Origin of the sequence: Tsukamurella pseudospumae, from assembly GCF_001575195.1 — a bacterium.
Lineage (GTDB): Bacteria > Actinomycetota > Actinomycetes > Mycobacteriales > Mycobacteriaceae > Tsukamurella > Tsukamurella pseudospumae.
In genome coordinates this window covers 44,278-57,275 of sequence record NZ_LSRF01000058.1, presented here as the reverse complement: position 1 = coordinate 57,275, position 12,998 = coordinate 44,278, and the positions used below count along the sequence as shown (strand labels likewise).

The following is a 12,998-nucleotide window of genomic DNA, read 5'->3' as shown; positions in this document are numbered from 1 at the left end:
AGTGAGAGGACCTCACCCGCCCTGTCGCCACCGACGAGAGAGAGCCGCGATGACCGACCGCCTCCAGAACTACATCGACGGAGCCTTCGTCGACTCGACGTCCAGCGCCTCGATCGACATCGTCGATCCCGCGACCGAGAAGGTCGTCGCGGTCTCCCCCGTGTCCACCGACGCCGAGGTGGCGGCGGCGATCGCCGCCGCCGAGCGCGCCTTCCTCACCTGGGGCCGCACCACGCCCAGCGCGCGACAGGCCGCGCTGCTCGCTCTGGCCGACGCCATCGAGGAGCACGCGGACGAGATCGTCGCGGCACAGGTGCGCAACACCGGTCAGATCGCCGCCCTGGTGAAGTCGGAGGAGGTGCTCGTCTGCGCCGACCAGGTGCGGTTCTTCGCGGGCGCGGCCCGGATGCTCGAGGGCCGGTCCGCGGGCGAGTACATGGACGGCTACACCTCCTACGTGCGGCGCGAGCCGATCGGCGTCGTCGGCCAGGTGACGCCGTGGAACTACCCGTTCATGATGGCCATCTGGAAGATCGCCCCCGCCCTCGCCGCGGGCAACACCGTGGTGCTCAAGCCCTCGGACACGACGCCCGAGTCGACCCTGGTGCTGGCGCGGATCACCCAGGACGTCCTGCCCGACGGCGTGCTCAACGTGGTCCTCGGCGACGGAGCCGTCGGCGCCCGACTCGTCGGCGACCCCGCGCTCGGCCTGGTCGCGATCACCGGCTCGGTCCGCGCGGGCGTGGCCGTCGCGACCGCGGCGGCGTCGGACGTCAAGCGCGCGCACCTGGAGCTGGGAGGCAAGGCACCCGCCGTCGTCTTCGCCGACGCGGACCTCGCTCGCGCCGCCGAGGGCATCGCGCAGGCGGCCTTCTTCAACGGCGGCCAGGACTGCACCGCCGCGACGCGGGCGCTGGTCCACGAGTCGGTGCACGACGAATTCGTCGCCGCGCTCGCCGCGCAGGCGCAGTCCTTGCGGCCCGGCGCGCCCGACGATCCGGACGCCTTCTACGGCGCCCTCAACAACGCTCGCCACTTCGGCGCCGTGCTCGACAAGCTCGCCGCCCTGCCCGCGCACGCCGCCGTCGCGACCGGCGGGAAGCGCGTCGGCGAGACGGGCTTCTACGTCGAGCCGACCGTGATCACCGGTGTGCACCAGGACGATCCGATCGTCCAGGAGGAGACCTTCGGCCCGATCATCACGGTTCAGCCCTTCGCCACCGAGGACGAGGCCGTCGCCCTCGCCAACGGCGTCGATTACGGCCTGGCGTCCAGCGTCTGGACCACCGACCACGCCACCGCGAACCGGATGAGCATCCGGATCGACGCGGGCGCGGTGTGGATCAACTGCCACATCCCGCTCGTCGCCGAGATGCCGCACGGCGGATTCAAGCACTCCGGTTACGGCAAAGACCTCTCGGCGTACGGCCTGGAGGACTACACCCGTATCAAGCACGTCATGAGCAGCAACGACTAACCACCCGCACCGTCGGAAAGGCCCTCGCGCGATGACCGCACACTCCCACCCCCTCGACCCGCTCTCCGCCGACGAGATCCGCGCCGTCACCGCGCTGCTCGCGCAGGAGCACGGCGTGGGCGCCACGTGGCGCTACGCGTCGATCGAGATGTTCGAGCCGAGCAAGGCCGAGATCACCGCCTTCGACACCGACGGGACGCCGTGCGAGCGCGTCGCGGTCGCGGTGCTCTTCGATCGCACCGCGAACCACACCTACAAGGCCCGCGTGTCCCTGACGGACGGCACCGTCACCACGTTCGAGCACATCCCGGACGTACAGGCGAACGTCACCGTCGACGAGTGGGACGAGGCCGACCGGGCCCTGCGCGCCCACCCCGACGTGATCGCCGCGCTCGCGGCGCGGGGCGTCACCGACATGTCGCTGGTGTTCATGGACACCTGGACCTACGGCGCGGTGCTCATCCCCGAGGAGTTCGCCGGCCGGCGCATCGGCTGGTCCGATACGTGGGTCCGGGCGTCCGACGGTGCCAACCCCTACGCCGGTCCGGTCAACGGCTTCCACTGCGTGATCGACCTGAACACCATGGAGCTGCTCAAGATCGAGGACACGTTCCACGTGGAACGGCCGGAGATCATGGGCGAGTACGTGCCGCGGATGCTGCCCAAGGAGATCCGTGAGGCGTCGACCCGCCCGGAGCGCAAGCCGCTGGAGATCACCCAGCCCGAGGGCCCCGGCTTCACACTGGAGGGCAACAAGCTGACGTGGCAGAACTGGTCACTGCGCGTGGGTTTCAACTACCGCGAGGGCATGACCCTGCACGCGATCACCTACAACGACAACGGGAACGTGCGCAAGATCGCGCACCGCCTCTCGTTCTCCGAGATGATGGTCCCCTACCGCGATCACTGCGACGACCACTACCGGCGCACCGCCTTCGACATCGGCGAGTGGGGCCTCGGCTTCATGACCACCTCGCTCGCCCTGGGCTGCGACTGCCTCGGCGAGATCCGGTACCTGGACGCCGTCCTGCACGACAGCAAGGGCGAGCCCTACGACATCGCCAACGCGATCTGCATCCACGAGGAGGACAACGCCGTCCTGTGGAAGCACGTCGACCACCACGACGGCGCCGAGGTCCGCCGCATGCGCCGCCTGACGGTGTCCTTCCACGTGACCGTCGCGAACTACGAGTACCTCACGTACTGGCGGTTCTACGAGGACGGCAACATCGAGTGCGAGGTGCGCGCCACCGGCATCATGGTGGTCAGCCACTTCCCCGAGGGCGGATCCCATCCGCACGGCACGCTCGTGGACAACCGCACCTACGCGCCCTTCCACCAGCACTTCATCGTCGCCCGCATGGACCTCGACGTGGACGGCGAGGACAACACCGTCTACCAGTCCGAGACGCGCATGGTGCCCACCGGGCCGGACAACCCCTACGGCCTCTCGCTGCAGCAGGTGAACACCCCCTTGCGCACCGAGGAGGAGGGCAAACAGGACCCGCACTACCCCACGCAGCGATCGTGGAAGGTGGTCAACGACAACGTGAAGACGGGCCTGGGCGTCTCCCCGTCGTACAAGCTCGTCGCCTCCGCGAACGTGCCCGCGATGTTCGACCCGGCCTCCCCCATCCTCGACCGCTGCCGCGCCATCGAGCACACTCTGTGGGTCACGCCCAACGATCGCGAGGAGCGCTGGCCCGCAGGTGAATTCGTGAACCAGGGCGGCGGCGGCATGGGCCTGCCGGCGTGGACCGCGCAGAACCGCTCGATCGAGAACACCGACGTGGTGCTCTGGTACACCTTCGGCATCCACCACATCACCCGTCCCGAGGACTGGCCGATCATGCCGGCCGACACGGTGAACTTCTGGCTCAAGCCCTTCGGCTTCTTCGACCGGAACCCCTCGCTGGACGTGGCGCCCACGCCCGCCAAGTCCGGGTCGTGCTGTTCCACCGAGTCCGACGGTGCCGAATCGTCCTGTTGTGAGGGGGAGAAGTGAAGATCTACGTCGCCTACCTGGCCACCGACGGCGGCCGTGACGCCGTCGCGCTCGGCGTGCAGCTGGCCCGCACCCTCGGCGCCGAGCTCGCGCTCGGCATGGTGGTGCCGCCCGACCAGACCGGGTCCTTCGTCTCCGGCGACCTGACCTCCCAGGTGCTCACCGAGCAGGCGGACGCCTGGCTGACGCAGGCCCGGACGCTGGTGCCGGACGACGTGACCACGAGCACCCATGTGGGCGTGCATGACTCGATCGCCGGCGGCATCATCGCCGAGGCGGAGCGGATCGGCGCCGCGATCGTCGTGACGGGCGCCACCGGTGGAGGGCTGCTCGGCAAGCACTCGCTGGGCCCCGTCGTCAACGACCTCATCCACTCCGCGCCCATGGCCGTGGCGCTGGCCCCGCGCGGGCAGCGCCACTCCAAGGCGGAGCGGGTGCGCTCGGTGACCTGCGCGGTCGGCACCCGGCCGGGCGCCGCGGAGCTGCTGGACGCCGCGATCGCCGGCGCCGAACGCGCCGGGGTCCCCCTCCGGCTCGTCTCGCTCATCGCGGTCGACCTCATGCCCGGCCCGCAGCAGAGCGACGACGGCAAGCTCGACGAGGCCCGCCGCCACTCGCTCGCGGTACTCGACGAGGCCCGCGCCAAGCTGTCCGGATCGGTCGAGGTGACCTCGGCGGTCGTCCTCGGCGACACCGTCGAGGACGCCGTCAACAGCCTCGACTGGCACCCGGGCGACGTGATCCTCGTCGGCTCGAGCCGCCTCGCCGCGCCCCGCCGCCTGTTCCTCGGCTCGACCGCGGCGAAGATGCTCCGCGTCCTCGACGTCCCGATGGTCGTCGTGCCCCGGGCCGGGATCTCATGACCGCCGACGCGGGCCGCGGTCCCGACACCGCGTCCGCGGACGGGAGCGGCGACACCGTCGACAAGGGCCTCGCGAAGGGCCGGATCGGCACCTTCGCCGGTGCGGTCCTGGGCATCTCGACGGTGGCCCCCGGCTACACGCTGACCGCGAGCATCGGCCTCATCGTCGCCTCGGTGGGGCTGAAGATGCCCGCGATCTTCATCGCCGGTTTCATCCCGATGTTCCTCACCGCGTACGCCTACCGCGAGCTCAACTCGCGGGTGCCGGACTGCGGCGCGTCGTTCACCTGGTCCACCAAGGCCTTCGGGCCGTACGTGGGCTGGATGTGCGGATGGGGCATGGTGCTCGCCACCATCATCGTGCTGTCGAACCTGGCGGCGATCGCCGTCGACTACTTCTACCTGTTCCTCGCCCAGGTGATGGGCAACGACTCGATCGCGGACCTGGCGTCGAACAAGCTCGTCAACATCGCGACCACACTGGTGTTCATCGTGATCGCGACCTACATCTCGGGTCGCGGCGTCACCACCAGCGCCGTGGTGCAGTACGCGCTGGTCGGCTTCCAGATGGTGGTGCTGGTGGCCTTCGCGGTCACGGCGATCGTGCGCTCGCACGGCGTGCCCACCGGACTGTCCTTCTCGATCGACTGGTTCAACCCGTTCACGGGGCTGACGATCGCCGCGTTCGTCGTCGGCCTCACGGGCTCGATCTTCGCGTTCTGGGGCTGGGACACCTGTCTCACGCTCGGTGAGGAGTCCAAGGACCCCACGAAGGTCCCCGGCCGCGCCGGGCTGCTCGCCGTGGTGTCGATCCTCATCACCTACCTGCTCGTGGCGATCGCCGTGATGATGTACGCGGGCGTGGGCACCGAGGGCGTGGGCCTGGGCAACCCGGACAACTCCGAGAACGTCTTCCGGCCGCTCGCGAACCCGGTGCTGGGCGGCTTCGGCGGCCTCATGCTGTTCCTCGCGATCTTCGCCTCGTCGATCGCGAGCCTGCAGACCACCTTCCTGCCCGCCGCGCGGACGATGCTCGCGATGGGCAGCTACGGCGCCTTCCCGAAGAAGCTGGCGGCGGTGCACCCGCGCTACCTGGTCCCGACCTACGCGACCGTCGTCTCCGGCATCATCACCGCCGTCTTCTACGCCGTGGTCAAGATGCTTTCGGACCGCGCCCTGCTCGACACCATCGCCGCGCTGGGCATCATGATCTGCTGGTACTACGGCATCACGGCATTCGCCTGCGTCTGGTTCTTCCGTCGCGAGCTGTTCACCAGCGTCCACAACATCGTCTACAAGTTCCTGTTCCCGTTGCTCGGCGGCGCGATCCTGGCGGTCGTCTTCGTCATCTCGGTGCAGGAGAGCCTCAACCCCGAGAACGGCAGCGGCTCCTCGCTGTTCGGGATCGGCCTCGTGTTCTACATCGGCTTCGGCCTGCTCCTGCTGGGGGTCGTGCTGATGTTCGTACGGCGGGCCACCCACCCCGCCTTCTTCCGCGGCGAGACCCTGCGCCGCACCATCGCCCCCGTCGACGTCGACAAGGAGACACTGACATGACCGCATCCACCACCTCGCTGACGTACCGCCTGCCGCAGGTCCGCAACCTCGTCACCGCCCTGCCCGGCCCGGAGTCCGCCCGCCTGGCGGAGCGCCGACGGTCCGCCGTGGCCGGCGGGGTCGGCTCGTCGGTGCCCGTGTACGCCGCGGACGCCGACGGCGGCGTCATCGTGGACGTGGACGGCAACTCGCTGATCGACCTGGGCTCCGGCATCGCCGTGACCAGCGTCGGCGCGTCCGACCCGCGCGTCGCGGAAGCCGTTGCGGCGCAGGCGCAGCACTTCACCCACACCTGCTTCATGGTGACCCCGTACGAGGGCTACGTGGCCGTGGCGGAGCGTCTGAACGCGCTCACCCCCGGCTATCACGACAAGCGCACCGTGCTGTTCAACTCCGGGGCGGAGGCCGTGGAGAACGCGATCAAGGTGGCGCGCCTGGCCACCGGGCGCGATGCGGTGGTCGCCTTCGACCACGCCTACCACGGCCGCACCAACCTGACGATGGCGCTGACCGCGAAGACCATGCCCTACAAGAAGAACTTCGGCCCGTTCGCGCCCGAGGTCTACCGGATGCCGATGTCGTACCCGTACCGGGACGCCGCCGCGGGCCTCGACGCCGACGGCAAGGCCGCCGCCGCCCGCGCCATCACGCAGATCGAGAAGCAGATCGGCAGCGACGCGGTAGCCGCCGTCATCATCGAGCCGATCCAGGGCGAGGGCGGCTTCATCGTTCCCGCACCGGGATTCCTTCCCGCGCTGGCCGCTTGGGCGAAGGAGAACGGCGTCGTCTTCATCGCCGACGAGGTGCAGACCGGCTTCGCCCGCACCGGCGCCTGGTTCGCCTGCGAGGACGAGGGCATCGTGCCGGACATCATCACCATGGCCAAGGGCATCGCGGGCGGCATGCCGCTGTCCGCGATCACCGGCCGCGCCGACCTGCTCGACGCGGTGCACGCCGGCGGGCTCGGCGGCACCTACGGCGGCAACCCCGTCGCCTGCGCCGCGGCGCTCGCCGCACTGGACACCATGGAGGACCTCCACCTCCCGGCGCGCGCCCGGGCCATCGGCGAGAGCGCCACGACCCGGCTGCGCGCCCTCGCGGACGAGATCGGTGTGATCGGCGACGTCCGCGGCCGCGGCGCGATGATCGCGATCGAGCTGGTCCACCCCGGCACCTCGGAGCCGGACGCCGACCTGACGAAGGCCGTCGCCGCGAAGGCCCTCGCCGCCGGAGTCGTGATCCTGACCTGCGGCACCTACGGCAATGTCATCCGCCTGCTCCCGCCGCTGGTGATCGGCGACGCGCTGCTCGACGACGCTCTCACGGTCCTCGAGACCGCGCTCCGCGAGGCCGCGGCCTAGCCGGCTGCTCCATCCCGGCGAACCCGCCCGCGCGCACCGTCCCATCCGGCCGATGCGCGCGGGCACCGTCGCACCCCAGACTGACCGCTACACCCGACTCGAGAGGTCACTGTGAACGTCACCGAACTCCTGAACTCCGTCCCCACCGGCCTGTGGCAGGGGGGCCGCTCCGTGCCGAGCGAGTCCGGCCGCACCTTCGACGTGGTCAACCCCGCCACCGGCGAGGTCCTCGCCTCCGTCGCGAACGCCACTCCCGCCGACGCCCGCGCCGCCCTGGACATGGCGACCGCCGTCGCCGACGACTGGGCCGCCACCCCGGCCCGCACCCGCGCGGAGATCCTGCGCGCGGCATTCGAGGCGGTCACGGCCCGCGCCGACGACTTCGCCCTGCTCATGACCCTCGAGATGGGCAAGATCCTGCCCGAGAGCCGCGGCGAGGTGACCTACGGCGCCGAGTTCCTGCGCTGGTTCTCCGAGGAGGCCGTCCGCATCGGCGGCCGCACCGCGACCGCCCCCGCCGGGACCGGGGAGATCGCCGTCGTCAAGGAACCCGTCGGGCCGTGCCTGGCGATCACGCCGTGGAACTTCCCGCTGGCCATGGGAACCCGCAAGATCGGGCCGGCGCTCGCCGCGGGCTGCACCATGATCGTCAAGCCCGCCGAGGACACCCCGCTCACCATGCTGCTGCTCGCGCAGGTCTTCGCCGAGGTCGGCCTTCCCGCCGGCGTGCTGTCGGTGCTCCCGACCCTCGATGCGCCCACCGTCGTCGGGGAGCTCATGGCCGACGACCGCCTGCGCAAGGTCTCCTTCACCGGCTCCACCGGCGTCGGAAAGATCCTCCTCGCCCAGGCCGCGAACAACGTGCTGCGCACCTCGATGGAGCTCGGCGGCAGCGCCCCGTTCGTCGTCTTCGACGATGCCGACCTCGACAAGGCCGTCGACGGCGCCATGCTCGCCAAGATGCGCAACGGCGGCGAGGCGTGCACCGCCGCCAACCGCATCCTGGTGCAGAGCGGCATCCGCGAGGCCTTCACCGCGAAGCTCACCGAGCGCGTCGCCGCGATGCGCGTCGGGCCGGGCTGGGAGGAGGGCTCCGCCATCGGCCCGATCATCAACGCCAAGCAGCGCGGTTCCATTGCCGCACTCGTCGACGAGGCCGTCGCCGCCGGTGCCACGGTGCGCACCGGCGGCAAGCAGGTCGACGGTGCCGGGTTCTTCTTCGAGCCCACCGTCCTGGACGGCATTCCCGACGGTGCCCGCATCCGCCGCGACGAGATCTTCGGTCCCGTCGCCGCGATCGTCGGCTTCGACACCGAGGAGGAGGGCGTCGCCATGGCCAACGACACCGAGTACGGCCTCGCCGCCTACTTCTTCACGGAGAACCTCGGCCGGGCGCAGCGCGTCGCGCGGAAGCTGCAGGCGGGCATGGTCGGCGTGAACCGCGGCGTGATCTCCGACCCGGCGGCACCGTTCGGCGGGATCAAGCAGTCCGGCCTCGGCTCCGAGGGCGGCAGCGAGGGCATCGAGGAGTACCTCAACACCAAGTACATCGCCCTGCCCGCGGTCTGATTCAGCCGATGCGCGGCAGCTTGAGGTACGCCAGGCCGAGCAGGTCGAAGGAGAGGTAGCCCAGGATCGCGGCGGCGGCGGCGCTCGCCACCACGACGAGCCCCCGCCACCAGGTTCCTCGCGGCGCGGCCTGCAGCCACCAGAGGATGCCGGTGAAGGTCACGATCGGCCCCAGCAGAGCGATCGGCACCGTCGCCAGGCCCGTGTCGCCGACGACCCGGACGACACGGGCCACCGCACCCAGCAGCACTGACAGCGGAACCGTGACCAGCAGCAGCCGCGTCCAGCCCGGACCGGCCGCGATCAGGCGGTATCCCGCTACGGAGCCGGCTGCGCCGGCAAGCGCCACGAGCACGATCACCGGCGGAGCCTCCGTACCGACCACAGCCCCGCCGCTGTTCCGAGCCCGGCGACGACTGGCGCCGCGAACAGGAATCGGACCCCTGCCGACGGCGGCATCCCCAGCAGGCCGACCAGCGCGTAGACCCCCACCGAGGAGACGCCGGCGAGCAGACCGAACACGAGCAGGCCGAAGGCTCGGGGGCCCAATCGGTCCCGCAGGCCGAACAGGACACCGGTGGCGACCGAGACGAGGGCGAGGCCGAGGAGGCGGACGTCGAACTCCGTGCCTCGCCACGCCGGCGCCGACGACAGCTCGCTCACGAACACCGCGGCGAACGCTCCGCCCGCGGCGACCGCCAGGAGGGTTCGACGGTCGGTGGGCAACCGCGCACCGTCGGGCGCGGTCCGGTCCCGGGATCGGTCCTGCACGGAGACGACGATACGGCCCGTCAGTACGCGCCGTCGGAGGTGAGCACCGTCTTGACCGTGCGGGCGATGATGCTGATGTCCTGGCCGAGGGACCAGTTCTCGACGTACCCCACGTCGAGCCGGATCGACTCGTCCCAGGAGAGGTCGGAGCGACCACTGACCTGCCACGCACCAGTCACGCCGGGCTTGACCAGCAGGCGACGCCGCATCACGGGCGGGTACTGCTCGACCTCGTGGGCGAGCGCGGGCCGCGGGCCGACGACGGCCATCTCGCCGCGCAGCACGTTGAAGAACTGCGGCAGCTCGTCGAGGCTGTACCGGCGGATGACACGCCCGACCCGGGTCACCCGCGGGTCGTCCTTCACCTTGAACAGTGGTCCCGCACCGACGTTCTCGCCGGACAGGACGTCGCGGCGCGCGTCGGCGTCGATGTACATGCTGCGGAACTTGATCATGTCGAAGAGGGCGCCGCCGGACCCGACGCGGGTGGCGCGGTAGAAGACCGGCCCGCGGCTGTCGATCTTGATCGCAACGGCGACCGCGACCATCACGGGCGCCGTCAGCACCAGGCCGACTGCGGCCACGGTGAGGTCGAGGAGCCGCTTCCCCAGGCCGAACGACCGGCTCGGCTTCGGGGCCGCGATGTACATCATCGGCGTCTGCCCGAGCGGCTGGCTGACGATCCGGCTGCCTGCGACGTCGGCGATGCCTGCGGTGACGACCAGCTCCACACCGTCCTCGGCGAGCTGCCACATCAGATCACGCACGTCGTCCGGGCCGAGCGAGTCGGTGGCAGTGAGCACGACGACGCCCGCTCCGGTCTCATGAACCGCCTCGAGGACGGTGCGGTCGGTCCCCACGACGGGGATCCGGGCACCGCGCACTTCGATCGCGTCGACGGCCGTCGCGTCACCGGGCGGTAGGCACACCCCGACGATCCGGGCGCCCGCGTACTCGGCGCGCAGCATGCTCCGCACGGAGGCGGTGGCCGACGCGTAGCCGCCGACGATGAGGGTGGGTGCGCCCACGGCGCCCGAGTCCGTGCGACCGAGGCGGCGGCGGAACCAGATGCGGCTGAGCAGGATCCCGCCCAGGGCGACGGGACCGGAGACGACGACGAGGGAGTGCGGCAGGAAGGCGGGGAACAGCACCTCGACCACGACCAACGGGCCGAACACGAGCCGGACGGTGCCGAACACACGCCGTAGTTCGGCCGACCCCAGACGGAGCAGCGGAATGTCCATCGGCCGCGTGCGGGTCAGCTGATGGAACCAGAGCAGATGCACGACGATGACGAGAACGACGAGCAGGGTCGGGTCGGCGCCCTGTCGCAGTCCGACGATCAGGCCCGCGCACGCGGCGATGAAGGCGATCGTGCCGTCCGCGGCGAGGATCCAGCGGGAGAGCCTCGCGCGATACGCGTCCGCGGCCGCGCGGGTCGACGACGAGCCGACGGGGACCGCCACGCCGGCGTCGAGCGCTGCAGGGGGGTCGAGTGCGACCGGGATGTCGAGGGTCGTTACCAGCGGGTCCACGGTGGACTGCGGTGCCGGGGCGCTCGGGCGGACGGCCTCGGGGACCTCCGGCACCGTCGAGGGCGCGGGCAGCGGGGCGGCGTCGGGCGCGGGGGCGATGAGGGTGGTGAGCACGGTGGCTCGCGGCGCACGCGCGTCGGTCCAGGTGTCGATCGACATGTCCCGCCTCTCCGAATCAGGTGCCGGGGCACGCCACGGTGCGAATACCTCGTCGGCAATCACAATCGGCGATCAATGCCATTGCAACTGTGAATTACCAGCGAGGACGCGCCGACACCCGGCCCTCACGCCGCACCGGGTTCGGTGCGCCGCGACGAGGCGCGAAGCCCCGGGGGACGCCGCACCCTCCACCCGCAGGACGAGGGCGGCGACGAGGCCGAAGCGCTGATACTCCGCTGTTGACGGTGCATGCGTCCGCCTACCGACCTCGACCCTCCGGCGTCCGGACCGCCGGTTCTCGACGGTGGACGGAGACGGATTCGAGTGACTGTCGTTAGCCACCGTAGACGTTCAGAATTGCGATCGCAACATCAATAGCCATTTGCAACCAGAAAAGTCTGAGAGACTATGCTCAGATCCCGAAGCGCCCCGTCGACAGTTACGGAATCCATCATGCAGTGCCGTTTGTGCGGTTCGTCGCGACTGCGGAGTGTGGTCGATCTCGGAGCCACACCGCCCTGTGAGAAGTTCCTCACGGCGGACGAGCTCGACCTGCCGGAGCCGACCTATCCGCTGCACCTGCGGATCTGCGAGGAGTGCCTCCTGCTCCAGATCCCCGCCCTGATCATCCCGGAGGAGACCTTCTCGGAGTACGCGTACTTCTCGTCGTTCTCCGCCAGCTGGGTCGACCACGCACGGCGCTTCGTCGAGACGTCCATCGACCGGCTGGGGCTCGACGCCGACAGCCTCGTCGTCGAGGTCGCCAGCAACGACGGCTACCTGCTGCAGCACGCGGTCGCCGCCGGTGTCCCGTGCTTGGGCATCGAACCCTCGGTCAACGTCGGCGAGGCCGCCCGCGAGCGCGGGGTCCCGACGGTGACCGCCTTCCTCGGCCCGGAGACCGCCGCGGCGGTGCGCGCCGAACACGGCCCCGCAGATCTCGTGGTCGCCAACAACGTCTACGCCCACATCCCGGACCTGCTGGGCTTCACGCAGGGCCTGCGCGGGCTCCTGGCCGACGACGGCTGGCTGAGCATCGAGGTGCACCACGCGCTTCCTCTCGTCGCCGAGGGCCAGTTCGACACGATCTATCACGAGCACTTCCAGTACTACTCGGTGCTGACGGCGCAGCGCGCGCTCGCGACCGCGGGGCTGACCGTCGTCGACGTCGAGACGATCCCCACGCACGGCGGCTCGATCCGCGTCTGGGCGCGGCCGGACGGGGTGGCGCAGGCACCGTCGGACCGGGTGCGCGCGGTGCTGCGCGCCGAGGAGGAGGCGGGCCTGCACGACCTCGCCGGGTACGCGGGCGTGCAGGCGCTGGCCGAGCGCGCGCGGCAGGACCTGCTGCGCTTCCTGCTCGAGCGCCGCGCCGAGGGCAAGCGGATCGCGGGCTACGGCGCGCCCGGTAAGGGCAACACCCTGCTGAACTACTGCGGCATCCGGACCGACCTGCTCGAGTACACCGTGGACCGGAACCCGTACAAGCACGGCCGGTTCACGCCCGGCGCGCGGATCCCGATCCACGAGCCCGAGCGCCTCGACTCGGATCGCCCGGACGTCGTGGTGGTCCTGCCGTGGAACCTCGAGACCGAGATCACCGAGCAGCTACGGCATCTCGTCGATGCCGGCACCGAGCTGGTCTATCCGATGCCCCACCTGCACGCCGCGCGGCCGCACGCCGCAGTCACGGAGGTCTGAG

Annotated in this window: 10 protein-coding genes; 7 read left to right on the top strand and 3 right to left on the bottom strand. The window is 70.6% G+C overall.

Annotated features, from left to right (window positions below; genetic code table 11):
- Window positions 1-49 precede the first annotated feature (49 nt).
- The 6 genes from AXK60_RS18725 to AXK60_RS18700 all read left to right on the top strand — a co-directional run bounded on the left by AXK60_RS18725 (window position 50) and on the right by AXK60_RS18700 (window position 8,831).
- Window positions 50-1,477, top strand: a complete 1,428-nt coding sequence (locus tag AXK60_RS18725; RefSeq protein ID WP_068573518.1) for an aminobutyraldehyde dehydrogenase — start codon at window positions 50-52, stop codon at window positions 1,475-1,477.
- 31 nt (window positions 1,478-1,508) lie between these two features.
- A complete protein-coding gene (locus tag AXK60_RS18720; protein ID WP_068573517.1) occupies window positions 1,509-3,482 on the top strand; it encodes a primary-amine oxidase in 1,974 nt (657 codons plus the stop codon).
- A complete protein-coding gene (locus AXK60_RS18715) occupies window positions 3,479-4,345 on the top strand; it encodes a universal stress protein (protein WP_068573516.1) in 867 nt (288 codons plus the stop codon). Before AXK60_RS18720 ends, AXK60_RS18715 begins: the two co-directional genes overlap by 4 nt.
- Window positions 4,342-5,901 carry an APC family permease gene (locus AXK60_RS18710; protein ID WP_068573515.1) on the top strand — a complete coding sequence of 520 codons (1,560 nt, stop codon included), beginning with the start codon at window positions 4,342-4,344 and terminating at the stop codon, window positions 5,899-5,901. The genes AXK60_RS18715 and AXK60_RS18710 overlap by 4 nt, the downstream gene beginning before the upstream one ends.
- Window positions 5,898-7,262 (top strand): 4-aminobutyrate--2-oxoglutarate transaminase, encoded by a 1,365-nt coding sequence (gene gabT / locus AXK60_RS18705; protein ID WP_068573514.1) that lies wholly within the window; start codon window positions 5,898-5,900, stop codon window positions 7,260-7,262. Before AXK60_RS18710 ends, gabT begins: the two co-directional genes overlap by 4 nt.
- 111 nt (window positions 7,263-7,373) lie before the next feature.
- Entirely contained in the window at window positions 7,374-8,831 is a 1,458-nt protein-coding gene (locus AXK60_RS18700) for an NAD-dependent succinate-semialdehyde dehydrogenase (protein ID WP_068573513.1), read from the top strand.
- 1 nt (window position 8,832) lies between these two features.
- Here the strand turns inward: AXK60_RS18700 and AXK60_RS18695 are convergent, their stop codons facing one another.
- From AXK60_RS18695 to AXK60_RS18685, 3 genes are read right to left on the bottom strand one after another with little or no spacing between them, the layout of a single operon-like run.
- Window positions 8,833-9,192: a hypothetical protein gene (locus AXK60_RS18695; protein WP_139058037.1), complete on the bottom strand. Its 360-nt coding sequence runs from the start codon at window positions 9,190-9,192 to the stop codon at window positions 8,833-8,835.
- Window positions 9,189-9,602: a hypothetical protein gene (locus AXK60_RS18690; protein ID WP_068573511.1), complete on the bottom strand. Its 414-nt coding sequence runs from the start codon at window positions 9,600-9,602 to the stop codon at window positions 9,189-9,191. Before AXK60_RS18690 ends, AXK60_RS18695 begins: the two co-directional genes overlap by 4 nt.
- A 20-nt stretch (window positions 9,603-9,622) precedes the next feature.
- On the bottom strand, window positions 9,623-11,296 hold the full coding sequence (locus AXK60_RS18685; RefSeq protein WP_068573510.1) for a sugar transferase: 1,674 nt from the start codon (window positions 11,294-11,296) through the stop codon (window positions 9,623-9,625).
- A gap of 453 nt (window positions 11,297-11,749) precedes the next feature.
- On the opposite strand from AXK60_RS18685, the gene AXK60_RS18680 reads away from it, so the two are divergent.
- Entirely contained in the window at window positions 11,750-12,997 is a 1,248-nt protein-coding gene (locus AXK60_RS18680; RefSeq protein ID WP_068573509.1) for a class I SAM-dependent methyltransferase, read from the top strand.
- Window position 12,998: the final 1 nt, after the last annotated feature.

What these genes read in the sequence shown, in the direction of transcription:
- AXK60_RS18720 (WP_068573517.1), top strand. Translation starts at nt 1,509, where the DNA reads ATGACCGCACACTCCCACCCCCTCGACCCGCTCTCCGCCGACGAGATC.
- gabT (WP_068573514.1), top strand. Translation starts at nt 5,898, where the DNA reads ATGACCGCATCCACCACCTCGCTGACGTACCGCCTGCCGCAGGTCCGC.
- AXK60_RS18710 (WP_068573515.1), top strand. Translation starts at nt 4,342, where the DNA reads ATGACCGCCGACGCGGGCCGCGGTCCCGACACCGCGTCCGCGGACGGG.
- AXK60_RS18680 (WP_068573509.1), top strand. Translation starts at nt 11,750, where the DNA reads ATGCAGTGCCGTTTGTGCGGTTCGTCGCGACTGCGGAGTGTGGTCGAT.
- AXK60_RS18725 (WP_068573518.1), top strand. Translation starts at nt 50, where the DNA reads ATGACCGACCGCCTCCAGAACTACATCGACGGAGCCTTCGTCGACTCG.
- AXK60_RS18685 (WP_068573510.1), bottom strand. Translation starts at nt 11,296, where the DNA reads ATGTCGATCGACACCTGGACCGACGCGCGTGCGCCGCGAGCCACCGTG.